Below are 24874 nucleotides of genomic sequence, written 5' to 3'. Positions count from 1 at the left end.
AATTTGACTTAGAATTACAGTAAAATTGCGATACTACCGAAGACCGAGCTAGCTTTTTCCAAACGTACAGCTATTTAATAAATCAACTCTAATCAAATATACATGAATGGGGGCAGGTTTGGAACAGATTTTCTTTCAACATACGAAGAAGGAATAAAAAGAGAATGGGTTATAGGAAACGGGCTTGGAGGATATGCTTCTTCTACAATTATCGGGGCAGGGACAAGGACTTATCACGGACTGCTTGTAGCAACTCCGGAGAATTCTCCTGGAAGGCTTTTGCTGCTTTCTTCCCTTGATGAGGAAATTTCTATTAATGAAGAAATTTATAAACTTGCCGTCCATAAATATCCGGATACTATCAGTCCTACAGGCTTTGAGTATCTTTCTGAATTTATTCGTAACCCGTTTCCTCTCTGGGTTTACCATCCCGGTGATTTTACCATAAAGAAAAAGGTCTTCATGGCCCATAACAGTAACACAACCTATGTCCTCTATGATATTACATCCAGAAGAGAGGGAGCTTTGCTGAAAATTTTCCCTCTGGTAAGCTCAAGAGATTTTAATCTGACTGCTCGTTCAGGATACCTTTCTTTCTTCCAGAGATCCGGGTCTACGGAAGTACGGCTGGCAAGCTCTACTGGTTTTACTTTCTCGATTTCATCCAATCTTCAGTATCACCCTGCTCCTGTATGGTACTATAACCTTGAGTACGATACCGAGAAGCAACGGGGGCTTAATTTTCAGGAGGATAACTTCAATCCTGGTTATTTTGAAGGCAAACTCGAACCCGGGACTTCCCGCTTTTTTGTTGCTGCTTCAACAGGAGATATTTCTTCTCTTACCCTCGAGAAGGTTGATAAACTCTATATAAGGGAAGCAAATCGGCAGAACCTTCTAGCTCTCGATTCGAAGCTTGTCGAGCCTTTTGCTCTCAAACTTCTAAAGGCAACCGACTCTTTTGTAGTGAAAAACCGAGTTACAGGGGAAAATACAGTAATTGCGGGATATCACTGGTACTCTGACTGGGGGAGAGATGCCATGATTTCTCTACCCGGATTGCTTTTAATTCCATACCGTTTCCAGGAGGCAAGGTCAACTCTCAGAAACTTTGCCAGGTATTGTCGAAGAGGTCTGGTCCCTAACACCTTTCCGGCTTTTGGAGGAGACCCGGTCTATAATACAGTCGATGCATCTCTCTGGTTTGTTCATGCCCTTGACCGCTATTTCGCATATACCAAAGACTTCCTTTTCCTTTCGGATATCTGGGACAATGTAGATGAGATTATAAACAACTATTGTAATAGTACGGATTTCGGAATAGGCATGGATTCCGATTACCTTATTCGGCAGGGACCTCAACTGACCTGGATGGACGCGAAAATCGGGGAATGGGCTGTGACTCCGAGGGTAGGTAAAGCCTGTGAGGTGAATGCCCTCTGGTATAATGCCCTGAAAACGGCTTCCTACCTTGGTACGCTTCTTGGCGAAGACGTCTCTTTATATGAGACTCTTGCAGATGGGGTAGCTTTGAGTTTTGAGAACGCTTTCTGGAACCCGGAGACTAACTGTCTCTTTGACCTTGTATATCAGGACGAGGCAGGAAACCAGATTAAAGACCCTGCAATTCGCCCCAATCAAATCTTTGCTGTCTCGCTCCCTTACACTATGCTTTCCCCTGAGAAAGAAAAAGCGATCGTTGACAGGGTTGAGACTGATCTTCTTACCCCCTTCGGGCTCAAAAGTCTATCGAGTGATCATCCTCTATATAAAGGGCAGTACCTCGGAGACGCCTTAAACAGGGACACAGCCTATCATAATGGGACAGTCTGGCCCTGGCTCCTTGGAGCTTATGTGAAAGCTTACCTGAAAGTACATGACTATTCGAACAGCAGTCTTGAATATATGAGAGATCTTCTTGAGGGCTTTGATGAGCATCTTGAAACGGCAGGTATAGGCACCATCTCTGAGGTGTTTGATGGAGATTACCCCCACTCTCCAGGCGGTACTATTGCCCAGGCATGGAGTGTTGCAGAAATTTTCAGGGCATATGTAGAGGATGTACTCGGGATCAAGCCCTGAAAAGGAGTTTACATACAGTTTCCATATCTTAGTTAAAATTAGGGAAAGAGGAAAAAAGCCATTAAAAAAGAAATAATCTGTTTTTTAGTAAATCAGGAGAAATGAGGGAATAACATAATGTTGAAGGGAAATGAGGGGATAGTATGACCTGGAAAGACCATGGAGAACTTTTCGTAAGATATAATAGAAACCCTATACTTACCGTTGAAGATTGGCCCTATCAGGCTAATTCGGTTTTTAATCCCGCAGCCACTATAGTTGATGGTATAACTCTATTGCTGGTGAGGGTTGAAGACCACAGGGGCTTTTCTCATTTTACGGCAGCCCGGAGTAAAAACGGGGTAGATGGCTGGGAAATTGACAGTCAACCAACATTCTTTCCTGAGCCTGCAAAATACCCTGAAGAGATATATGGCATTGAAGACCCGCGTATAACTTACATGGATGAGATAAAAAAATGGGCTGTGACATATACGGCTTTTTCTGATTCCGGTCCCTTACCAGCTCTTGCTCTTACAGAAGATTTTCATACCTTTGAGCGAGTAGGTTCTATCCTGCCGCCTGATAACAAAGATGCTGCTATTTTCCCTGTAAGCTTTAATGGCAAATGGGCAGTGCTGCACAGGCCTGCACCTACTGGCCACACTATGAAAGCAAATATCTGGATCTCTTTTTCCCCGGATATGAAAGCCTGGGGATGGCACGAGGTCCTTCTGTACGCCCGGGAAGGGGGATGGTGGGATGCCTACAAAATAGGCTTATCCCCGCAGCCAATGCGTACATCCGAGGGATGGCTGATTATGTACCACGGAGTGCGCCAGACAACGCCGAAAATAAGTTACCGGCTTGGATTAGCTCTCCTTGACCTTGAAGATCCCAGAAAAGTGCTCCGCAGGTCAGAAGGCTGGGTCTTCGGGCCTCACGAATCCTATGAGCGCAGTGGAGATGTTAATGATGTTGTTTTCCCCTGCGGGTGGGTCGTGGTGAATGATGAATTACGCATCTATTACGGAGGCGCGGATACCTCCGTATCCCTGGCACGCGCAAAAATGGACGATATCATGAAGTATCTCCGCGAGTGCCCTGAGGAGCAGTGCCCTGAAGATTACTGCAGATTTTTTGAGGGGCACAGGGGGAAGTATACCGATCCTAAAAAAGGTTGAGTATAAAACTGAATAGCGGGATTTTTTTCTCAAAGATTTAATGAAAATCGCAAATCGAAGAATACTACTTAAAGATAAGACGAAGCAGCAGTCTCTTTTAAACGAAATAGCTTGAAAAATTAAGAAAAAGATTTCATTCTATCCGGAAAACTAAAAAATAAAAATTTTGGCAATTCGTAAGGCTATAAATTTTTAATCTATTTATTGAAGAGATAAGTTTATAACCGTGGATAGTTATTGGGACAGAAGAAAGTCACTTATAGAGAAAGCCACCTCTGAGATGAAATCAATGGACCCACTAGAAAAAATCTTCGGGAAAACTGCACAGATGACAGTTCTTAAGAATCTGATCGAAAACCAGAACGAACCGACTTACCTTTCAGGAATAGCTGAGGAAACCGGGTTATCCAATTCCAGCGTATCAAGGGTTATCACACCTTTGATCGAGTCAGGCGTTGTCCTGGAAAAACCCCTCGGAAAACAAATCAGAACTTTCCAGCTGAACATGGAAAGCGAGGCAGCAAAGTTAATAGTGGATTTTCACAATAAAATCAACCAGCTGCTAGATTAAGTACAAACAAAAGAAGAATGGAAAATTGAAATTTGAGATTGAACAGACATAGTGATCTCTCTTTCCAGGCTTTACGTAGATATCGGACTTACATAATTGTATATTCTGGATATCTTTTTATTACTTTTTTTATTAAGAGCCGATCTCAAAACTTAAGATCCGTTTCTACTCTTTCAGAAGTTTTTCTCTGAAATTCTCTTTCTGTTGCTAAGTTATATAATGTACTATAACGTATTATAATGTACTCTTGAACGAGTTTACCTGAGAAAAAACCTATCCAATAGACTCTGTACTCTGATTTAATACTCTAGTTTAGTATACTCTCTACTACGCTGTCTTTCCAGATGTTCGATTTCTCTAGTAACATCTGCAGGGGTATTATACTCTATCTCAGGTATCCCTTTCAAAAGGTCCAGAACATCACTCTCTGCCTTCTTTCCTTCAGCAAACTTTACGAGGTCATCTCTGGTCGCAGGATAATCCATATCCCTGCCGATTATAATCTCTTCAATCTGGCTTGGACTTCTTTTAATAAGTTCACCTCCATAGATTCAGGTAGCTATTACCTTTCCCACTGGTTGTCTACCCTCGATTAAATATTATATTGACAATTATATAAAAAGAGTTCAACCAAAAGTTTCTAAGAGGATAATCAGCAGATTCTTGAGTTCAGTTTTCTCTTGTGGAATTGGGAATTTAGAGTACCTGAAGACTGGACTATCAGAACGAACCAACCTACCTTTAAGGAATGACTGAAGCAATTGAATTGTCCAGTTCCATCTTTTCAACAATGTTCGGATAAATAAGTTTACAATAATTTTTAATCCAATTTCCAGTTTCCGGAAATTAAAATATAATAATACAAACTGTCTCAAAACTACATTTAATTCTACAATTGGGGTAATTTATTTCACAATAAGGTTAAGTTATACCTGAATTTTGGAATAACTTCCTACAGGCATTTAATGTCAACAATGTCTATTATCCAATTGTAGAAATGGGTCGAGTTTTGAGACAGCCTGATTAGAAAAGACTCTTTGCAACGGAACCATAAAAATAAGTGAAAATACGATTTGTTTTCTTCTTTTGTGAAATTGAAACGATGATGTGAATCTGTTCCAGAGCTTAAAAGGGCTAATTATTAATCAAAAATGAAAATGTGGATTTCTTCTCCACTTTTAGTATATATTGGTTCTACTATAATGGATGTAAACCAAAAATATTGTGGCAGGTAAGATTAGAGGCTATGTATGACATTTACTGAAATCATAGATAAATTTAAAATGAAATTTGGTTCCTTAAAAGTTATTAATTCGCTTGATAGAACGGTCAGTTTCTATAACGAATTAGATGATAATTTCGAGGAGAGTGATCTAGGGGAAGATCTAAAAAATAATCCACACTGCAATTTAGTCGATTATTCTGATAAAAGTTCTGGTGCAGTAAAGATTTATCAAAACGGGGAAAGTCCACTAATCAAGTTAACCAATGTCTGGAAAATTTACCAGATGGGAGAGGTTGAATTTGCAGCTCTTAAAGGAATAAATCTGGAGATTTACGAGGGGGAATTTCTGATTATTCTTGGACCCAGTGGAAGTGGAAAAAGTACTCTTATGAACCTGCTGGGTTGCCTGGATATACCATCAAAAGGCAGTGTCTACCTGAATTCAAAGGATATCTCAAAACTTGACGAATCTGAGCTTGCTCTCATAAGAGGGCAGATGATCGGTTTCATATTCCAGAGTTTCAACCTCATTCCCACCCTCAGTACAGAAGAAAACGTACTCTTACCCATGGAATTTCAGGAAGAGGACAGGCAAATAGCCAGACAAAAAGCAGCATACTTGCTGGACATTGTCGGACTTACGAACAAGAAGAAAAACCTTCCTTCTCAGCTCTCAGGCGGACAGAGGCAGAGAGTTGCCATAGCCCGTTCTCTGGCTGTTAACCCTCCTATAATTCTGGCAGACGAGCCTACAGGAAACCTGGACACCAAGACCGGAGACTATATTCTGGAATTTCTGGACGGGCTCCACGAAAGAGAAGGCAAAACAATCATTATCGTAACACATGACCTAGACCTGGTAAAATATGCAACAAGAGTTGTGTACATTAGAGATGGGGAAATTGAAAAAATAGAAACGCGAATGAAAAATGAATCCGACTTGAAAATTGAATCAAAAAATGAAAATTAACCGATAAATAGTACGAAACTCACAAAACGTTAAATAGAGGAATTCGAAATGAAAAAATTTTCTTTACTTATAATCTTACTGCTATTTTCAATATTCACATGCCTTGGAGCTGGAACAGCACTTGGTGCATCAAACGGATACATAACCTCTTCAAATCTGGATATAAATCTGACCAATCAAAACCCTGATGCTGCTCGTCCCGGAGAGCCTATTGAACTCACTGTCAGCGTGCAGAATGTGGGTACAAAGGATGTAAAAGATATTACAGTCACAGTCAATCCGGAATATCCTTTCACCAAAATTTCTGGAGAATCCCTTGAAAAAAGCATCTCCTACCTGAATGCGAGGCAGGATAAGAATGAGGGAGGAGTCCTTAAGTTCAAGCTCATGACAGATTCCAACGCATCTGCAGGTACATACGATGTGGACATCGTTACTACCTATAAAAGCGGGTCCGGATCTTCGTCGACCACATACACGACCACAAAAACTGTCACTATTGATGTAAGAGGCAAAGAATACGCTCAAATTGTAACCATAGACAAAGCAAATATTGACATTGCAAAAGAAGAGACTCTGGAGTTCATAGTAACAAACACCGGAACTTCTCCCTTGAAAAACATGGTTGTTTCATGGAATGATCTGGATGGAGTGATTCTCCCCGTATACTCAGACAATACAAAGTATATCAAGTACCTGGATGCAGGTGAATCAGTGACCGTTGTTTACAACGTAATGGCGGATGTAAATGCAGATCCTGGACTTTACACTCTGGATATAAATCTCAAACTTGAAGACTACGACTCAAACGAGCAAACTATCAACACTACGGCAGGAGTTTTTGTAGGCGGAGAAACTGATTTCGACGTATCGTTCTCTGAAAGCGATGAAGGAGAGATCTCGCTTTCAGTTGCAAACGTAGGAAACAACATTGCATATTCAGTGAAAGTATCGGTTCCGAAACAGGACAACTACAAGGTATCGGGAAGTTCATCTACAATTGTAGGAAACCTCGAGAAAGGAGATTATACAATTGCTTCCTTTAACATTACAAACACAAAGAACATCGAAGGAACAGAGGACGAAAGAGAAAGCGCTTCTACTTCTAATCCGCTAAAAGTTCAGATTGAGTATACAGATGCGAAAGGAGAAAGGATAACGGTAGATAAAGAAGTAGATGTAAACTCTGGAAATATGACTACTCAGGGAGAAGCCGGAGGATCAAGAAGCGGCGGAGTTAGTTCATACCTGTTATACATCGCAATAATAGCACTTGCTGGAGGGGTATTCATGTTCCGCAAAAATATTCAGGAAAAAATACAGGTAATTAAAGCGGAAAAATCCGGTGTTCCGAAGCCTGAAGATAAGAAGGACTGAAAACAGCACAAGTGTAAAGCGGAAGGATGCAATATGAGAAATTCAACCTATCTGAAAATGGGCATGAACATGCTTGTTCACAGTAAGCTCAGAAGCTGGCTGACCATTATCGGGATAGTAATAGGAGTCGGATCCGTAATTGGCATTGTCTCTTTAGGGGATGCCATGAAGGCAAACGTCCAGAGCAATCTAGCCGATCTTGATCTGACAAAAATAACCATAAGTCCGGGGTATACCAGGGCTTCATCTAATACTATGATGGATGGAGATCCTACAAACGGTCCTGGAACAAGTGGAGCGGGCGCTTCAACAACGGATGCTGAATTGACAGATGATAACATTGACGCTCTTCAAGGCTTAGATAGTATCCAGTACATTTCTGGTGAAATTTCTGGCAGTGAAAAGGTGAAATATATAGGAAAATCTGCAACCCTTTCGATTACAGGTGTAGACCCCCAGGTTTGGAAATACATGACTACCCTGAAAACACAATCAGGAAGATTGCTCGAACCAGCTGATAAGTATGTCGCAGTCATAGGAAGCGACATTGCCAGTGAAACTTTTGACCATGATATTGGAGTTAACCAGGTAATAACTATAAACAATAAATCGGTCCGGGTTGTCGGAATCCTGAAAGAAGGAGGTATGGGGGACGACTCAAATATCTACATGCCAATAGATGGAGCAGTAGAGCTTATTGAGGATGCAGAAGATGATGTTTACGATAGCATCACTGTAAAAGCAAAGAATGAAGATCTGGTAGATGGACTATCAGAAGAGATCATAGATAAGCTCATGATTTCAAGACATATTATCCAGGAAGATGACAGGGACTTTTCAGTAACAGCTTCAAAGTCTATGGCTGATTCTATCAACGAAATGTTAAGTTCATTAACTCTTTTCCTTGGAGCCATCGCAGCAGTGTCAATTCTTGTAGGATCCGTTGGTATTGCCAACACTATGTTTACCTCTGTCCTTGAAAAGACAAAGGAAATAGGAACTATGAAAGCCATAGGAGCGAAAAACAGGGATATCCTTATGATTTTCCTTTTTAACTCAGCAATGGTAGGTCTTGTTGGCGGTTTCCTTGGAGTTTTTCTGGGGTCGATTCTTTCAAGTGGTCTTCAGTCGATGATGGGAAATACGACATTAGGAGGTGGAGTAAGCCCTTACCTGATAGTTGGAGGACTTATCCTTGCAGTTTTGACAGGAGTGACCTCTGGAGTTATCCCTGCTTACAGGGCTTCAAAATTGAAACCTGTAGATGCTTTGAGGTACGAATAATCGGAGTATTTGCTAGTTTTAAGTTCCTTAAAGATACGGGATTAGGAAAAAATATTTAAAGTAATTTTTGAATGAACTTTGGAGAATATAGAAATAGTTTGGAGAGAAACCATAAAATTATACTAAAGTACCTGCGACGAAATAACTTAAGTACATTTTTACACTGTACTTTACATTTTCACCAGTATAGTGAAAATTCAAATATGGAACATATATTTTGGTGGCTTTCATCAGTTGATATTGTTTTGATCTTAAATTGATGATCCACAATTAAATTTTCATGACACTAGTGATTCAATCGATTTGCTTCCATAATTATATGTATCACTTAGGTTATTTCGTTACAACCCCTAATTGCTGTTCATGTAGACAGCTACTACAGTTCTGTATCTTATGACATTTGTCGAATCAGTTCTTCAACTAGTATTTATCAAATAGACATATTAAAATTTTATGAAGTGTTGGTATGCATCCCATTCTCTTAGAACCTTTATTCTTGATTGATTCCGCATATACGTTGGTTATATTTGTAATTTCTTTTTTAATTTATTCAAAACTCAATAATTATTATGAGCTAACAGCCTATGAGGGCTTGAAATATTTTAAAAACTCATTCATAACTCTGCTATTTTCTTTCATTACTATTTATGTCTGGAAAACAATTGAAATTTTGAATAATTTTGATTCATTCTTTAATATCCACAGTATGATTAATGATGAGTTATTATTACATAGTTCACTCACAATCTCCATTTTTTTATTCTGGTATTACTATTATATGTCCTTTTATTTTAATGATATAAATGAAAAAAACAAGATATTCTATTTTGTATTAAAGAATGAAAAGTTAATTTTCTTATTCGTAATTATATTAGGGATAATTTTTACTCCTGTAATCAGAGCTTCATTTTTATTATTCCCATGCTTTGCTTTTTATCTTGTTTATAGGAAAATGAAACAAAGCCAAAAAAGCTTAAATTATTTTCTCATATATAACCTGCTAATACTGTTTTATACAATAGAATTAATCCAGTTAATTTATACAATACATTTAGTCGAGGAGTTCTTTCCGATCATAAAGGGAAAACTTGTTTTTATTAATATTATAATGTACATATTTCAAATTTTTATTTATTTGAAAATCTGGAATGAGGTTAAGAATTGATTAAAAAACGAGAAAGACTGGAGATAATATATGATATATTGGTTCTAATAAACAATAATCATAATCAAATGAAACCTACTCCACTCCTTAGAAAATCCAATCTTTCTTCAAGCCAATTCGATAAATATATTCGAGAACTTCTTGAAAAAAAATTTATTGAATTTTCAGTTGTTGATTCAAAAAAATATTATAAACTTACGAAGAAGGGTTTTGAATATATCAATAAATACAAAGTGATCTTAAAAATTATAGAAGATTTTGATCTTTAGTCAAATACAAAAAATAAGCTCCTTGATTGAAATTGGTAGGTACCGAAAATTCTGTAAAATTTGCTCTCCATCCCAAAGTCTTCTTTTCTGATTACTGTTCCATTATTACTATATACTTATTTCCAGTAATCCAATCCTCATTTATATCAATGAGTATTGAGACTCGCAGTCTCAATACTGACTCCTGATTTGGGAATGCCTCAACGTTTACATCTTTGTCTTTTTGCTGGCAATGATTGGCGGTATAACTTTAATTACACGTCCGTAAACACTATATTCTTTTGATTGCAGAACTAATTCTGCATCGCTTATGCAAATAGGGCAAAAGTTCAAGAGGCGATCAATTGCTTTAATCACAGCCTGAAACCATCATGAATTGTAATACTAAAGGAGGAAGAGCCTTGAAAATCGCAGTTGTGGAAAATGAGAACCAAAAAACGAGTTCAATATTTGAACCCGGATTCATTGCAGTATATGAGGAAGAAGCCGGGGAATGGAAGACTCTGAACCGTTTCGAAAATAAAGTTTGCAATGCAAAAGGCATAGCTGCGGTACGCACGGTTGTAGCTGATACCGTAAAGCAGCTTGGTGATGTAAAAGTAGTGGTTGCAAGTGAAATTCCGGGAATTGCATCCGGCACTTTTCAGGCAGCGGGCTTTGACATCTTCCTTGTGGACAGTGGCGTGCTGGATGTCCTTGATTCAATCAAAAAAGAAATGCTTGAGACAATTGAGAAACGGAAGGAAGAACCCCGCAAGTTTGATATCATGGAATTTCTGGAACCCGGTGAGAACAAAGGTGATTTTTCGATCAATATCGAAGATATCATGTTTAAAAATCCGGATTTGAGTTCAAAGAAAATCCTGATCCCCTATCTGAAAAAAGGAGAATTCAACAGGCTGGATGTCATTTGCAGTCATGTTCCAAAGTGGTTTCTCACGGATTTAGGCGTCATGGGGTTTGAATATGAAACTGTGAACGAATCGCAGAATAGAAAGACCGTAAGGATTGTGCGTGCGCAAATCCCGTAAAAGGTGAGATTGTCCGGAAATGGCAAGTCCAAATATAGTGTTTTAGGGGATATTACCTTCTACCACTGTACTTATGGATGTGATGGGGAGTTGATACATTGTTATACTTCAAACAAACTCCTTATAATAATCACATCTCATACAATCAGCACAATGTTCCTGATTCCTGTTTTTACGGAGCTCGGCTGCAGCCTGCACCATCTCTGCACGGGTTTTGTCATGGAGGTCTTCCAGTACTTTAAACCGCCTAGCCTTAAGCTCGTGGCAGTTTGGATTTTTGGCGATTTCAAGATCGAGATTTCGTAGTTTCAAAGCAACATCGACAATATACTTACTCTGGTCAACGATGTGTTCGTCTATAACATGCATATGATTCTCCCTGTTTGCGACAATTAAAAGAATATATATTTATGCTGTGTATTAAATATATAATAGTTTCTGATCACATTCTGAATCTGACAATTTCACCTCAAAAATTATTAGAACTTACACAGTTGAGATACAAAATCAAGTATAATAGCTTTCATAGTAAAAGCTGTACATAAATGTTTTAAAGATTAACGCTCTTGATTTTTCGTTCAACTGCACAAGTCCTGTATAATTCAGGTTTTTTGAAATTCTATTTTATATCCCAGTTTTATTGCATAATTCCTGCACTATTAACAATATCTCCCTATGTTGATCTGGCTACCATTTTCTCCAGCTATTGAAGAAGTTGATGTAGTATACCCGGCACCGATGCAAAGAGAACCTGGTTTCAGGTGGTAGTCATGTTTCTTCTGATCTACAAAGAGAGGATCCGCATAGATATCAGTGCTTGAGCTCGCATTTCTATAGTCCCCTGCAGAGTTATTGTAAAGGCAGTTATTTTGCAACACAAAGGTATGAGTTTCAGGGAAATAATTGATCGTTGCATATCCTGTTCCATCAGGATCTTTTGTACGTTTCCGGGTATTTACAATTATATTGTTGCGGATAATCGTTGTATATCCCGTACCTTGAGGGGAAAGATCGACGGGATCACTTGTGCCTGTGGAAGCCGAAGGGTACGTGTTGAGAATGGCAGCATGATATATGCTGTCAAATACGTTATTCTCAATGAGAGTATCGTAAAATCCACTTGTTACTATACCTCCTACCCAGTCAATACTTGGGTTCGTACCAGTGCTGTAAAAGGTATTATGATGAATATGGACATTCTGTGCCTCTTCCTCGGGATAAGGCTCTCCATAACCTATCAGCCAGATTCCAGGTCCATAAGTGTTATGGATAGTGTTATTATAGACCTCTACGCAGTTCACGATACGTGTTGATTTCTCGATCAGGAGTCCCGGACCGCCTGCACTCCAGTGGTAAAAGGAGTCGATTACATTATCGTGGAATTTTACATAGTTTGAGTTCCATATTCTAAGACCGCTGTTGGTCCTGCAAGTTATTGTATTGTTCCATGCTTCTATATTCTGGCAGTCAATGGCATAAAAACCATCATGGCCGAGCTTATACACGGTATTATTGTAAAATTGGATGTTGGATCCCCTCTCTACTTTCAGCCCGTCTCCGTGCCCATCATGCATGTACATATTATGAACCTGTATGTTCTTTGAATCGAGGAAACTGATCATATTGTAATATCCTTCCCCTTTCTTTTTGTCCTCATTCTGGTCATGATTTCCGTTGATTTCAAATCCTTTTATAGTAACTCCTTGGATTCCTGCACTGTCCATCTGAGTTATAATCGGCTTACCCGCTGGCCAGCCTGCTTTGTCTTTAAGTTTAATTACGGCTGTAGAGTCCCCTTCAAGGACTGTATTGCTTCCAATTAAAATACTGTCAGAGATAACGTATATATGTGGACCCTTTAAATGAACGGTTGAATAGTGTCGGTTTTTTGCAACGTATTCAAGGGCTTTATTGATCTCTACCTGATCATCACTCCCATCACATGTGAAGTTTCCACTCCCATCGCAAGCTATATACACAGTCTTATTTAACGGAATAAGAGAATAGTCGGATTGTGTGGTATAAAGAAAGAATACTCCCAGTGCAGTCAGGAAAACAAGAACTACAATGGAAACTCCTATCTTTTTTCTGTTTTGCCGTAAATATCTAAAATGTTTTTCATTCATATTATCTCCTACTGTGAGATATAAACCTCAATCTTGAAAAGGTTTTGAAAGTAAATTCTTGATTGAAAGCGATAAAATAAACACAACATTAATTCTATAAATATATTCAAGAATTATTATGCTTAATATTTTTATTGAGTTATCTGAAGATACATAATTGTTACTTTAGTCAACTATATAACAATATATTTAATACTGCACAATAAGAGATTCTAGAGTGAACGAAAAAGTTGTTTGTAAGTGATCTGTCCGTTGATTTGGCATATAAGTTCAGTTTCTTTGAATCGGTACCTTTTATTATAATTAATTTTGTACATCCTTATGTAGTTTCAAGCATATTTAATACCAATGTTAAAACCGCAAGTATATCAGGCTTAATAATATCAGGCTTGATATAATAGATAGGGGGTATAAAGAGTCTTGATTGCGGGAGCAGTTGCGGAGAAATAAAAAAATCAGAGGATTTTCAGTCTGATTGGTGGTAGGGCTTGGGAGGCTTTCACGATTTCAGATTGTCTGGCACTTATAATGCAATGCAGTCCAAGTTTTTGTTTTTGAGGGGTACAGAATTTTCAAAAATCGTTAAGGAGAACAATTGAAACTGCGGAAGGTAGAAAATTGAGCTCAAGCTACCCTGAAAAGGTTTAGCTTAAGCCTGAAAACTTCAGCTGAAATATGACCAGCTTTTTAGAGGTATTTAATTTATGACACTCACTGAAATTATAGAGACGTTCAAGACGAAGCTGAATCCCTCAAAAATTATGGATTCTCTCGAAAAAACAGCGAGTTTCTACGATGAATCGGATAACGATTTTGGGGAGGATGATTCCGGGGATGATCTAAAAAATAACCCCTATAGTAACTCAGCGAGCGACTCTGTCAAAAGCTCTGGACTTACCAAAATTACACGGGATGAAAAAGAACCACTTATCAAACTAACTGACGTCTGGAAAATTTACCAGATGGGTGAGGTCGAGTTTGCAGCCCTTAGAGGAATCAATCTGGAGATCTACGAAGGGGAGTTCCTGGTGGTTCTGGGTCCCAGCGGAAGTGGTAAAAGCACTCTTATGAACCTGCTGGGCTGCCTTGACATACCATCAGAAGGCACAGTTTACCTGAACTCAGAAGATATTTCAGGGTTTGACGAGTCTGAGCTTGCCCGTATTCGGGGACAGATGATAGGATTCATTTTTCAGAGTTTTAATCTCCTTCCAACTCTCCGTACGGAAGAAAATGTGCTCTTACCTATGGAGTTCCAGGAGGAAGACATACAGATAGCTCGAAAAAAAGCATCATACCTGCTTGACATAGTAGGGCTCTCGGACAAAAAACACAACCTGCCTTCCCAGCTTTCAGGTGGGCAAAAACAGCGAGTTGCAATAGCTCGTTCCCTTGCTGTAAACCCGCCTATAATTCTGGCAGATGAACCTACTGGAAATCTGGACACAAAAACAGGGAACTATATACTGGAATTTCTGCACGGTTTGCACGAAAGAGAAGGAAAGACGGTTATCGTTGTAACCCATGACCTTGACCTGGTAAAGTACGCAACAAGAGTTGTGTACATCAGGGACGGAGAGATAGAAAAAATCGAAAAACGAACTAAAAGCGAACCTGAGGAATTAAAGTGAAAAAGTTCTCTTTACTAACATTTTTACTACTGTTTTCATCATTCTTACTCTTTGGAACCGGAACATCACTTGGCTCAAACGGAAACATAAATTCTCCATCCATGCAGGTAAATCTAACCAATCAGAACCCTGATTATGCTCGTCCCGGAGAGCCTGTCGAACTAACTGTCAGCGTACAGAATACAGGAACAAAGGACCTGAGTGAGATTACTATTGCTGTGAACCCCGAATATCCTTTTACCAAGATTTCCGGGGAAAATCTTGTAAAAGAAATCTCCTATCTGAATGCACGGCAGGATGACAATGAAGGAGCTGTCCTTAAATTCAAGCTCATGACAGATTCAAATGCATCTGCAGGAACATACGATATAGACATTGTCAGTACCTATAAAAGCGGTTCCGGATCCTCGTCAACCACATACACAACTACAAAAACCGTTACTATTGATGTAAGGGGTAAAGAATACGCTCAGGTGGTGACTATAAGCAAGGCAAATATTGATATCGCAAAAGAAGAACCTCTGGAATTTATCATCACAAACACCGGAAGTTCCTCCATAAAGAATATGGTAGTATCATGGAATGATCCTAAGAGCGTGATTCTCCCTGTATACTCCGATAACACCAAGTACATTAAATACCTGGATGCAGGTGAATCAGTAAACGTTGTTTACGCTGTAATGGCAGACGTAAACGCAGCCCCTGGCCTATATACTCTGGATGTAAATCTAAGCTATGAAGACTATGAATCCAGTGAACAAACCATCCAGACCACTGCAGGGCTTTTCGTAGGTGGAGAAACGGACTTTGATGTTTCCTTTTCGGAAAGCGACTCTGGAGAGATTTCTCTTTCAGTTGCAAATGTGGGGAACAATATCGCATACTCAGTGAAAGTATCAATCCCGAAACAGGACAGCTATACGGTATTGGGAAGCTCTTCTACTATCGTTGGAAATCTTGAGAAAGGTGACTATACAATCGCTTCCTTTGACATTATGAGCACACAGGTTACCGGGGAAACTGAAGAAGGTAGTGCAGAAGCGACAGATACCGATGAAACCGGAGATATAACTTTTGCTTCAATGAATGAATATTCAATGAACGAAGATCCTTTAAAAGTTCGAATCGAGTACACGGATGCAAAAGGAGAAAGAATAACAGTAGATAAGGAAGTAGAACTTGAAATGACGACCGATAATATGACTGTACGGGGAACCGAGAGTCCTGGGAACAGTAATGGTATCGGTTCATACATTTCATACATTGTGCTGATAGTGCTTGCAGGAATAGGGATATTTGTATATCGGAAGAAACAGCAAGCAAAAGGAAAGATGCAGTCCGGAAACAAAAACCCAGAAGACCGGCAGGACTGAAAAGAGCAGCACGAATAGAGAAAAAAAAGATGCAAGATTCTGTTTTCGAGCATTTTTTTTGAATCTTGGATTCTATTTATAGTAAACTTCCATTCTTTTGAACCGAAAAGCTTAAAGCAATTATTTCGAGCATCCGGAAGCTGGTTCCAATAATTTTTTACGAGATCTAAATATCAAGATAAGGGCTGTACCTTTTTTGGAAAATAGGAAGATAGGTAAATTATATTATTGATCAGAGAAAGTAATAGTATAATGGATATAACGGGTGGAAGGGAAAGAGGAAGAGGGCCTCTGCAGCTGGACATAGGTATAGTTGTATCAGGCCTTGGAGGAAACTCCAATGAGGGAAGGAATCAATTAAACGGCCTTGTTTCGTTTTTTGGCATCGATTTTGGACTCTATATCGGGCCGTCATACAATCCGTTTCAGACTATAGGGCCCAGTATCGGCATTGGTGTGGTCATAGGCTCCAACGGTTTTCTAGCTGCAAAACTAGGTATCCATTTCAGAAGAGCGTTTGGTTTAGCTATGCTATTTCCTATAGTTCCTATTTATGGTGTTACCGGAGCGAGCTTTTTAGCCGCACTGCCTGTTTCGGAAGGAATTAAAGCTGCAGCAACTATTCCATTACTGTTAGTGCCGGCAGCTGTCGTATACCAGGAAAATATCAAAGAATTACGTAGACGTGGAACAGAAATTTTAACGAAACTGATGTCCTATATTCAAGGAAAATGAGTACTTCATGATATTAATCCTGAACATTATGTAGTGCCGATGAAGCTTCTCTCCAGCATTATTGCTAGAAATCCTCTCTCCAGTATTTCTAGAGGTCCTCTCACTTTTCAAGGCACTAAATTCTTTAGCGAGCTTCTCGATACCACCATAAGGATACTCTTTACTTCACTGCTTCACGCTTCTACTCAAACCTCCCAATCCTACTCAAATACCATAAATTTATTGGAAGTGTTATTGCTGGAAACGGCTATCAGAGGTGTAATATTTAAAGCCCCACTCATACTACTATCTGATAACAGGGGGAACGATGTTTTGGGTCCTGTTAATTGATACAAGGCGAGACCCTCGCTAGATAAGTCATCAATAATTGATTTACTGATCTATATCATGACATCAATCTACATTATGGCATCAATTTCCTCACTGAGGCAAGCAGATTGGAGGAATCTGATTTACCGGATGAGATGAACGAATTGAATAGGGAAGAAACCACGGACAATGCGCCAAAAGTTCAGCCGCCTGCACCCGTGATTCGGCGGAATGCCTGGCTAAAAGTATTAGTCACTTCATCAGTTTTCTATGTTCTCTTGCTAGTAGCCTTGCTGTTGACCAACAACCCCAACCTGTTCCCTACCGTGGTAATGGTCGGTAACTTTATGGTTCCTGTCGCCTACGTGTCATTCTTTTATGAGCGCAGGCATCTCAGCCTTCTGACAATGTCTACGGTTTCCCTGGCTTTCCTGTATGGCGGGCTGGTGGGTGTCCTGGCCGCTTCTCTTCTTGAACCGTTTTTTATTCCCAGGTTGTATCTTGGCGCCAATCTAAGAATAGGACTCATCGAAGAATTTGCCAAAATCCTCGGAGTACTGGTGATTGCACGCCACATGCGACATGACTCGGAAATGGATGGATTGATCCTGGGCGCAGCGTCTGGTATGGGATTTGCAGCTCTGGAAAGCAACGGTTACGCCTTTACCGCCTTTCTGGCGAGCAATGGTAGCGTTTCGGCAACAGTGGCAGTGACCCTGCTCCGTGGGCTGCTTTCTCCGCTGGGGCACGGAACCTGGACAGCGATTTTAGCCAGTGTACTGTTCCGTGAAAGCAGAAACTGCTGCTTCCGGATCAACCTGCAAGTAATTGGCGCCTACATTCTCGTTTCTATCCTGCACGCGATGTGGAACGGGCTGCCCCTGGTCATCAGTTCTGTCTTAAATCCGGTGTTAGCCGTATTCATCACCGATGGTGTGATCGGTATTGTTGGACTGGTAATTCTCTGGCTGCGCTGGCGAGAAGCAGTCAGGTTACAAACTGTTTTGCCGCCGGAAACCGAGAGCATATAACACCTGAAAGGAGAAGTATACGGAATATCAAACATCTGAATTGTTGCGGGTATGGATAAGTGAGCGCTCAGGTCTGATTTTTTTTATAGCTGAAACTGGTTCTCGATTTCGAGAGCTCAAAGCCTGAAGTCCATTTATAATTTCAAGCAGTGTTTTGAATATCTTCTGGCCGGGCTTTGAGAGTTTCCCGGGATTCGTCATTTATTCTCAATATCACATTGGACATATAATCACTTTTTTAATGGCAGCCGGCGAACACTTTTTTGCTGTTATCGGAATCACAAAAGCAAAAGTGCTTCCCTCTCCCTCCTCGCTTCTGAACCAAACATAACCTCCATGCAAGTTAACAATTTGTTTAACCAGCGAGAGACCAAGCCCGGTGCCCTGGGATTTTTTCGAAGATAATGAGTTAACCTGGCTGAATGGCTTGAAAAGTTTATGCTGGTCTTCAGCTTTTATTCCTATTCCAGTATCCTTCACCATTATTTCGACCATATCACCTTTTTTTCTTGCTCCTATTTTTACAAGGCTGTTTTCATAGGAGAACTTTACAGCATTGTCTACAAGGTTATACATTATCCGGGTAAACTTGTCCTCATCTGCACGGATTTTCGTAAGCTTGCTATCCATATCTATTTCAATTTCTATACTTTTCTTCTCTGCTATTGGATACAGCACATTCCGTACCAGATCAAGCTTGGTAGCAAGCTCAAATTCTCTATAATTAAACTCCATTTTGTTTGCTTCTATTTTAGAAAGGTCCAGAATGCCGTTGATCAAGTTCAGAAGATGCTTTCCGCTGTTAGAAATATTTCCTACGGCTCTCAGCTGTTTTTTGTTCAATTCTCCGTATACCTGCTCATAGAGCATGTCAGAAAAACCTATTATTGAGTTAAGCGGAGTTCTAAGTTCATGACTCATATTTGCCAGAAACTCACTCTTGGTACGGTTTGCGATTTCAGCCAATTGTTTTTCACGAAGCAGGTTTTCTGAGATTTTCTTTTCCGTGATATCTCCGGCAATATTACTGATTGCAACAAGCTTTCCAGATACGTCAAAAACCGGAGACAAAGTTAATAAAATATTTAATATTGTGCCGTCCTTTTTCAACCGTAAAGTTTCGTGATGCTTGACCCTTTTTCCCTGTTTAATCTTGTCAGCTAATTGCTTTATTTCTCCTTTAAGATAATCTGGTTCAAGTATGGACACGTTTTTTCCCAGAACTTCTTCAGCCAGATAACCATAAATCTGCTCTGCCCCTTTATTCCAGCTGATAATAACACCATCAAAAGATTCGGTTATAATAGCGTCATTTGATGATTCCACTATATTTGCCAGGTTTCGAATTCTCTCTTCTGTTTTTTTACGCTCAATAGAATACCGGATAGAACGTCCTAATAATCTGCCATCTATTTGTCCTTTGACCAGATAATCCTGGGCACCCCTTTTTACAGCATCAATTCCAATTTTTTCATCATTCATGCCAGTTAAAATTATTATGGGAATTCGTGGATTTACTGCATAAATATCAAGAAAAGTGTCGATGCCGTCGCTATCTGGCAATCTCAGATCTGATAGTATAACATCAAACGGATGCTCTTTAAGAAGACTCAAACCCTCATTCAGTGTTTCGACATTTTTAAACTCATATGGGAAACTGGCGAATTCTTCGAGCATCTCTTCAATCAGACCTGCATCCCCTGGGTTATCCTCAAAAAGCAAGATTTCAACTTTTTCATCCATAACTGAACCGTCCTATCCGGGTCATGTTGATCTTATTTTGGCGGTAATTTCACAACTTCAAGCCAGAAGTCTTCTATGGATTTAATTACCTTTATGAACTGATCAAAGTCAACAGGTTTAGTAATATAGGCGTTAGAATGAAGATTGTAAGACTTAAGTATGTCTTCTTCAGCTTTGGAGGTGGTTAAGACCACTATTGGTATATTTTTAAGGTCATCGTCTTCCTTTACTTCTTCAAGAATTTCACGTCCGTCTTTTTTCGGCAAATTCAAATCCAGGAGTATTATGTCCGGGCGGGGGGCATCTGAAAACTGTCCTTCACCACGTAAAAAGAGTATCGCATCTTCTCCGTCCGCCACAACATGAAGATTATTTCGAATTTTTGCATCTTCAAAAACTTCTTCGATTAATCCGACATCTCCTTCACCATCTTCTACTAAAAGAATCTCCACTGGTTTAGCTGCTATTTTTGTTCTCATTTCTAAAACCCCTTCTCATGGTGTTCTTCTCATAACCTTACCTTTGCAGTGTCCATACCCAGTTCGCTGTGAGTTTTCCCAATGATCTCTTCTGGAAGCCAGCCATAAGGTAATCTGGCTGCAGGATTAGCATACAGGTGGCGATTCTGCCTGTCAAACCTGGCGATAACAGCATGCGGTATTTTTCTTCTGATTTACGCATGGCTTTTTCAGAGCGCATGCGTTCAAGAAGTTCTGCGCGCAACTCTTGGTTGGACTTTTCCAATTCGGCAATCCGTTCCTTCATCAGGATATCCAGTTCGTCAGCAGCTATGCTTTTAGAAGTAACCATAAGTCCCCAACCCTGCTTTAAATGGGCATTAGTACCTCAATTAAACCCTTTTTGTCTGATCTTCTTGCCTGATAGAATTGACAAGAATATGATCCAGGCGACTCCCCAATAATATCGTACCAGAATTCTCTCAAAGCAAATTTGCCTTTCTGGCAATCATCAATTAAGCTTTAGATATATTTTATGATACTTATCATATATTAATTTTTAAGATGATAAATAAAATATTATTTATGATGAATAATACGATGTTATATCCATATTACATAAAAAATTGAAAATATCCGATCAAAATTATATTTTATGTAAAGGGGATATCGAAAGTAAAAGAACAGAAATTTATTAATTCCTTTTTTCTTTTACATTGAACCCTATGATAAATTCAGTTCCGTGGCTTTTATCAAGCTTTATTTCACCGTCCAATTGATCCACCAGAATGTTTACAAGCTGCAGACCAAGGGTTTTCGGGTTCTCAAAATCGATTTCTTCTGGAATGCCAGTTCCGTTGTCTGAAACTATGAGAGTATATGCAGCACCTTTTCTGGCAGATTTCACTTTAGCAAGCTTTTCTTTCTTAAGCTCCTCTTTAGTAAGCTTTTCTTTACTCTTAGGCTCATTTCCAGCGTAAGGTTCATCTCCAGCCTCTTCACTAAAGAGTTTAATTTTAATTGTCCCCGTTTTCCTGCCTGAAAATGCGTGTTTTAATGAATTTGAAACAAGTTCGTTAACAATTATCCCTAACGGAACCGCAGTGTCCATATCAAAAAAGATATTCTCTTCCAGGTCCGTGTTTAAACTGATATCGATATTTCCAAGAGTGTATGTCCGGAAAAGGTTTTCTACAAGTCTCTGCAAGTATAGAGGGAAATTCAGGGCATCGGTGGTTCCGTCCTCTTCGTGCAGTTCTTCATGGATCAGAGCAATGGATGTTACTCTATCCTGGCTTTCTCTGAAGGCTTCGAGAACTTCAGAATCCTGAATGTGCTTTTTACTGTTGAATTTTTCAGCCTCAAGGTCGAGAAGAGAAGAAATTACCTGAAGGTTATTTTTAATCCTGTGATGGATTTCCTTCTGGCGGGCTATCCCGATATTTGCGAGAGCTCTTTCAGCTTCTTTTCGCTTGGTGATGTCAGTGAGCATGCTCAGAGAGCCCATAAACTTGCCATCCTTATCAAAAAGAGATTTAGCGTTTATATGCACCCATAATGGTAAGCCATTTTTATGTACTAATTTCAATTCATAGCTCCCATTGATACCCTCTCGCCTCTTTTCCTGATTCAGTTTGGCGAGCGCCTTACTTTCTTCACTGATGAAGTCCCATATCGGTCTACCGATACCTTCTTCCATACTGTATCCTAACATATCCGTTATTTTTTTATTAGCGTAAGTGATTACGGCTTTATCGTTAATTGTGAGTATGCCTTCGTTTGCTGTCTCTACGATGTTGCGATATCTTTCCTCACTTTCTCGAAGCTTTTCTTCTGTTCTTTTCCTTTCGGTTATATCTCGATAAATAACCGAGATATTGGTAAGCTTTCCATAAATATCAAAAACCGGAGACAGAGTTATTGAAACATTTATTATGCTACCATCCTTTCTTAACCTTAAAGTCTCATACTGCTGGATCATTTCTCCCTGTTTAACCAGTTCGACCAATTCTTTTGTTTCTCCGGCCAATATGGATGGTTCCAGCACGGATATGGGCTTTCCAAGAATTTCTTCTGCCAAGTAGCCAAAAATTTGCTCTGCTCCTCTGTTCCAGCTGGTAATAACACTATCGAGAGACTCAGTTATAATTCCATCATTTGATGACTCCACTATGTTTGCCAGGCCCTGAATCTTCTCTTCTGCTTTTTTGCGTCCCGTAATATCCTGAACTGTTCCTTTCGCTCGAACAGGGTTATTCTGCTCATCAAAAGTGACTTCACCCTGTGAATGAACTATACGCTCTTCTCCATCAGCACGTGTTATTCTAAAATCAATACTGTAGGTTTTTCCATTTACAGCTTTTTTAGCAGCATTAGCTACATAGTCCCGATCATCGGGATGTACGTGACCTAAAAATGTGTTGTAAGTTACTTCGAATTCCTGAGGTTTATAACCATAAATACGATAAGCTTCATCAGACCAGTATATTTCATTAGTTGCAAAATTTCGATCCCAGCTTCCGAGATGAGCCATTTTTTGAGCTTCAGAGAGCCTTCTTTCGTTCTCTTTTAATGATTTATAAGCTTCTTCAAGTTCAGATGTACGTTCCTTTACTTTCTTTTCCAAACTCTGATATGCTTCTTTAAGAGCTTCCTCAGTGAGCTTGTATTTGGTAATGTCGGTTTGTACACCGTCCCAGACTGTTCGACCATCGGGAAGCCGGCGAGGATGGGAATGCAATCTCATCCAGCGCACCTGACCATCGGGTCGCAGCATAGGTGTTTCCATGTCGAAGTCAGAAAGCTCGCGGGCGCTGCGTGCCTCGGCTTCTACGAGCCGTTCGAAATATTCCGGAGGGATTTGCCGGTGCAGTGTACCTGGGTCTCGAAGTACGTCCGTGGGGCTGACGCCGTTAAGCTGCTCAATACCCGCGCTGCAGTAAAGAAAACGGACACTTCCATCGGGCTCATGGGTATACTGATAAACTGCACTGTCCGGTAGATTATCGCTCATGAAGCGTAGCCTTTCCTCGCTGGCGCGCAAATCCTCTTTAGCTTTCTTACATTCGAGAATCTCGGTATGTAAAGCTTGATTGGCTTTTTCCAGTTCGGCGATCTGTTCCTGCACTCGAGTTCCCAGTTCGTCGGCACTCAGGCGTTCAGAAGTAGTCATAATTCCCCAGCAACCCTGTTTCAAAGTAGGGTACACATATTTTGTTTTTCTACGAATCGTCCATACATTGTCTAAATATATTTATGAGATTAATCACATATTAACTTTTAAACTAGTAATCTAAGGCGATATGCCTGTTTATCCGTAAAAGTATAAATTTTAAAAAGGTACCTAATCAAAAATCCAATATTAGTAGACCAATTCTATGTATTGTGTACAAAAACTTGACTTAGAAAAAACGTTTATTACTGAGTTTAATCTTCTAGATGAAGTTTAAAAAGAATGATAAATTTTTGAGATAAGCTATACATCAAGAGCAATCGTTTCAAGTTTTACCTTTGAAACTACTTCAAAGAACCCTATACTTGGAGTTTCAGAGCAAAGTTAAGCGGCTTCTGTAGCGTTTACAGCTCCCAGAACAAAACTTAACAATAAAGTATAGATTTGTAAGTAGAAAAACGTTATCTGTAACCATATTAAAGGAGAGTTGACGGCTGTATCCTGCCATTAAAATGACGGGAATTAGCCTTAGACGCTCCCAAATCTTCTGACACACCAATTCCCTGCATATATAATTTCATTCGTATAATTTTTTTCAATTTTGAGAATTTATTTTTTCACCATTTTACATTAATGTACATTACTGCTTTGCTCTCTTGACCCTCAGCGTTTCTTATCCTTAAATTAACTTTATACCTTCCTGGTTCTTTGAATGGATGTACAGGGTTCTTTTGATTTGCTGTAGTATTATCTCCAAAGCCCCAGTAGTATGTCCATTCTCTCTCGCCCCACTTGTACGGAACTGGTTCCCCAATACACTCTTCTTTGAATCTTATTGTCAATGGTCTATTTGGGTCATGAGTTGCAGTAAAAGCAGCAATAAGATTTGGGGCAACGACTTCAGGGTTAGATGTAAGCGTTGTTGTGTCATACCTTGTTTTATATTTCGTAGGTGCTGCAATTGCAGTTGCAGATAATAAAAGAATGCTGATTAAAACTATACCAATCGTTTGTTTTAGCTTCATATGATCCCCCACCTTAAATTTTCTCTATAATCAGTACTTACTGTTCCTTTTTGCTGTTTTGCCATTTAGCGCCTTTAATTTAAACAATTCTATTTCATAAACGTTATCAGCCCAATAAGAATTGTTTCACAAGT

General features: G+C 39.5%; 20 protein-coding genes. 12 read left to right on the top strand and 8 right to left on the bottom strand.

The features are described from left to right. Positions 1 to 102: 102 nt before the first annotated feature. The 3 genes from MSHOH_RS08770 to MSHOH_RS08760 all read left to right on the top strand — a co-directional run bounded on the left by MSHOH_RS08770 (position 103) and on the right by MSHOH_RS08760 (position 3816). Positions 103 to 2082: an amylo-alpha-1,6-glucosidase gene (locus tag MSHOH_RS08770; RefSeq protein WP_048138982.1), complete on the top strand. Its 1980-nt coding sequence runs from the start codon at positions 103 to 105 to the stop codon at positions 2080 to 2082. 143 nt (positions 2083 to 2225) lie between these two features. Beyond that, complete coding sequence (locus MSHOH_RS08765) at positions 2226 to 3245, top strand: glycoside hydrolase family 130 protein (RefSeq protein WP_048138980.1); 1020 nt, start codon at positions 2226 to 2228, stop codon at positions 3243 to 3245. A gap of 289 nt (positions 3246 to 3534) precedes the next feature. After that, a complete protein-coding gene (locus MSHOH_RS08760) occupies positions 3535 to 3816 on the top strand; it encodes a helix-turn-helix domain-containing protein (RefSeq protein WP_048138978.1) in 282 nt (93 codons plus the stop codon). A gap of 299 nt (positions 3817 to 4115) precedes the next feature. Here the strand turns inward: MSHOH_RS08760 and MSHOH_RS08755 are convergent, their stop codons facing one another. Then, positions 4116 to 4328, bottom strand: a complete 213-nt coding sequence (locus tag MSHOH_RS08755; RefSeq protein ID WP_449405456.1) for a DUF2795 domain-containing protein — start codon at positions 4326 to 4328, stop codon at positions 4116 to 4118. A gap of 738 nt (positions 4329 to 5066) precedes the next feature. Here MSHOH_RS08755 and MSHOH_RS08750 point away from each other — a divergent pair. The 5 genes from MSHOH_RS08750 (at position 5067) to anfO (ending at position 11137) form a co-directional block, all read left to right on the top strand. Continuing rightward, the gene (locus tag MSHOH_RS08750; RefSeq protein WP_048138974.1) at positions 5067 to 6011 is read left to right on the top strand and encodes an ABC transporter ATP-binding protein; all 945 of its coding nucleotides are present in this window, start codon (positions 5067 to 5069) and stop codon (positions 6009 to 6011) included. Between the two features lie 48 nt (positions 6012 to 6059). Next, on the top strand, positions 6060 to 7388 hold the full coding sequence (locus MSHOH_RS08745) for a COG1361 S-layer family protein (protein WP_048138972.1): 1329 nt from the start codon (positions 6060 to 6062) through the stop codon (positions 7386 to 7388). 33 nt (positions 7389 to 7421) lie between these two features. Next, entirely contained in the window at positions 7422 to 8672 is a 1251-nt protein-coding gene (locus MSHOH_RS08740) for an ABC transporter permease (RefSeq protein WP_048138970.1), read from the top strand. A 1161-nt stretch (positions 8673 to 9833) separates the two neighbouring features. Next, positions 9834 to 10106 carry a winged helix-turn-helix domain-containing protein gene (locus tag MSHOH_RS08730; RefSeq protein WP_052730778.1) on the top strand — a complete coding sequence of 91 codons (273 nt, stop codon included), beginning with the start codon at positions 9834 to 9836 and terminating at the stop codon, positions 10104 to 10106. A gap of 401 nt (positions 10107 to 10507) precedes the next feature. After that, positions 10508 to 11137 (top strand): Fe-only nitrogenase accessory protein AnfO, encoded by a 630-nt coding sequence (gene anfO, locus MSHOH_RS08725; RefSeq protein ID WP_048138966.1) that lies wholly within the window; start codon positions 10508 to 10510, stop codon positions 11135 to 11137. A gap of 108 nt (positions 11138 to 11245) precedes the next feature. Here anfO and MSHOH_RS08720 read toward each other — a convergent pair whose 3' ends face one another. Both MSHOH_RS08720 and MSHOH_RS08715 read right to left on the bottom strand, forming a co-directional pair. Beyond that, positions 11246 to 11506 carry a hypothetical protein gene (locus MSHOH_RS08720; protein ID WP_048138965.1) on the bottom strand — a complete coding sequence of 87 codons (261 nt, stop codon included), beginning with the start codon at positions 11504 to 11506 and terminating at the stop codon, positions 11246 to 11248. 290 nt (positions 11507 to 11796) lie between these two features. Continuing rightward, positions 11797 to 13263 carry a right-handed parallel beta-helix repeat-containing protein gene (locus MSHOH_RS08715; RefSeq protein ID WP_048138964.1) on the bottom strand — a complete coding sequence of 489 codons (1467 nt, stop codon included), beginning with the start codon at positions 13261 to 13263 and terminating at the stop codon, positions 11797 to 11799. A gap of 704 nt (positions 13264 to 13967) precedes the next feature. Between MSHOH_RS08715 and MSHOH_RS08710 the strand changes: the two genes are divergently transcribed. From MSHOH_RS08710 to MSHOH_RS08695, 4 genes are all read left to right on the top strand, one after another. Further along, positions 13968 to 14894, top strand: a complete 927-nt coding sequence (locus MSHOH_RS08710; protein WP_204245405.1) for an ABC transporter ATP-binding protein — start codon at positions 13968 to 13970, stop codon at positions 14892 to 14894. Further along, positions 14891 to 16267, top strand: a complete 1377-nt coding sequence (locus MSHOH_RS08705) for a COG1361 S-layer family protein (RefSeq protein WP_048138963.1) — start codon at positions 14891 to 14893, stop codon at positions 16265 to 16267. The genes MSHOH_RS08710 and MSHOH_RS08705 overlap by 4 nt, the downstream gene beginning before the upstream one ends. Before the next feature lie 252 nt (positions 16268 to 16519). Beyond that, positions 16520 to 17002: a hypothetical protein gene (locus MSHOH_RS08700; protein WP_239451284.1), complete on the top strand. Its 483-nt coding sequence runs from the start codon at positions 16520 to 16522 to the stop codon at positions 17000 to 17002. A 437-nt stretch (positions 17003 to 17439) separates the two neighbouring features. Then, positions 17440 to 18342: a PrsW family intramembrane metalloprotease gene (locus tag MSHOH_RS08695; RefSeq protein WP_048138961.1), complete on the top strand. Its 903-nt coding sequence runs from the start codon at positions 17440 to 17442 to the stop codon at positions 18340 to 18342. Positions 18343 to 18555: 213 nt separating this feature from the next. Here MSHOH_RS08695 and MSHOH_RS22715 read toward each other — a convergent pair whose 3' ends face one another. The 5 genes from MSHOH_RS22715 to MSHOH_RS08670 form a co-directional block, all read right to left on the bottom strand. After that, entirely contained in the window at positions 18556 to 20085 is a 1530-nt protein-coding gene (locus MSHOH_RS22715) for a hybrid sensor histidine kinase/response regulator (RefSeq protein WP_082089285.1), read from the bottom strand. 32 nt (positions 20086 to 20117) lie between these two features. Further along, positions 20118 to 20564 (bottom strand): response regulator, encoded by a 447-nt coding sequence (locus tag MSHOH_RS08685; protein ID WP_048138960.1) that lies wholly within the window; start codon positions 20562 to 20564, stop codon positions 20118 to 20120. A gap of 29 nt (positions 20565 to 20593) precedes the next feature. Further along, complete coding sequence (locus MSHOH_RS26000) at positions 20594 to 20701, bottom strand: PAS domain-containing protein (RefSeq protein ID WP_394297767.1); 108 nt, start codon at positions 20699 to 20701, stop codon at positions 20594 to 20596. 536 nt (positions 20702 to 21237) lie between these two features. Continuing rightward, the gene (locus tag MSHOH_RS08675; RefSeq protein ID WP_052730777.1) at positions 21238 to 23715 is read right to left on the bottom strand and encodes a PAS domain S-box protein; all 2478 of its coding nucleotides are present in this window, start codon (positions 23713 to 23715) and stop codon (positions 21238 to 21240) included. Positions 23716 to 24332: 617 nt separating this feature from the next. Continuing rightward, a complete protein-coding gene (locus MSHOH_RS08670; protein WP_048138956.1) occupies positions 24333 to 24740 on the bottom strand; it encodes a PKD domain-containing protein in 408 nt (135 codons plus the stop codon). Positions 24741 to 24874: the final 134 nt, after the last annotated feature.

The organism is Methanosarcina horonobensis HB-1 = JCM 15518 (genome assembly GCF_000970285.1).
Classification (GTDB): domain Archaea; phylum Halobacteriota; class Methanosarcinia; order Methanosarcinales; family Methanosarcinaceae; genus Methanosarcina; species Methanosarcina horonobensis.
Note: the sequence above shows the minus strand (reverse complement) of the source record. Positions and strands in the feature narration are given on the sequence as shown.

Bases quoted from the DNA above. Each gene is read 5' to 3' on its own strand.
- MSHOH_RS08685 (WP_048138960.1), bottom strand. From the start codon at position 20,564: ATGAGAACAAAAATAGCAGCTAAACCAGTGGAGATTCTTTTAGTAGAA.
- MSHOH_RS08675 (WP_052730777.1), bottom strand. From the start codon at position 23,715: ATGACTACTTCTGAACGCCTGAGTGCCGACGAACTGGGAACTCGAGTG.
- MSHOH_RS08760 (WP_048138978.1), top strand. From the start codon at position 3,535: ATGGACCCACTAGAAAAAATCTTCGGGAAAACTGCACAGATGACAGTT.
- MSHOH_RS08745 (WP_048138972.1), top strand. From the start codon at position 6,060: ATGAAAAAATTTTCTTTACTTATAATCTTACTGCTATTTTCAATATTC.
- MSHOH_RS08670 (WP_048138956.1), bottom strand. From the start codon at position 24,740: ATGAAGCTAAAACAAACGATTGGTATAGTTTTAATCAGCATTCTTTTA.
- MSHOH_RS08750 (WP_048138974.1), top strand. From the start codon at position 5,067: ATGACATTTACTGAAATCATAGATAAATTTAAAATGAAATTTGGTTCC.
- MSHOH_RS08700 (WP_239451284.1), top strand. From the start codon at position 16,520: ATGGATATAACGGGTGGAAGGGAAAGAGGAAGAGGGCCTCTGCAGCTG.
- MSHOH_RS08720 (WP_048138965.1), bottom strand. From the start codon at position 11,506: ATGCATGTTATAGACGAACACATCGTTGACCAGAGTAAGTATATTGTC.
- MSHOH_RS22715 (WP_082089285.1), bottom strand. From the start codon at position 20,085: ATGGATGAAAAAGTTGAAATCTTGCTTTTTGAGGATAACCCAGGGGAT.
- MSHOH_RS08710 (WP_204245405.1), top strand. From the start codon at position 13,968: ATGACACTCACTGAAATTATAGAGACGTTCAAGACGAAGCTGAATCCC.
- MSHOH_RS08715 (WP_048138964.1), bottom strand. From the start codon at position 13,263: ATGAATGAAAAACATTTTAGATATTTACGGCAAAACAGAAAAAAGATA.
- MSHOH_RS08740 (WP_048138970.1), top strand. From the start codon at position 7,422: ATGAGAAATTCAACCTATCTGAAAATGGGCATGAACATGCTTGTTCAC.
- MSHOH_RS08765 (WP_048138980.1), top strand. From the start codon at position 2,226: ATGACCTGGAAAGACCATGGAGAACTTTTCGTAAGATATAATAGAAAC.
- MSHOH_RS08770 (WP_048138982.1), top strand. From the start codon at position 103: ATGAATGGGGGCAGGTTTGGAACAGATTTTCTTTCAACATACGAAGAA.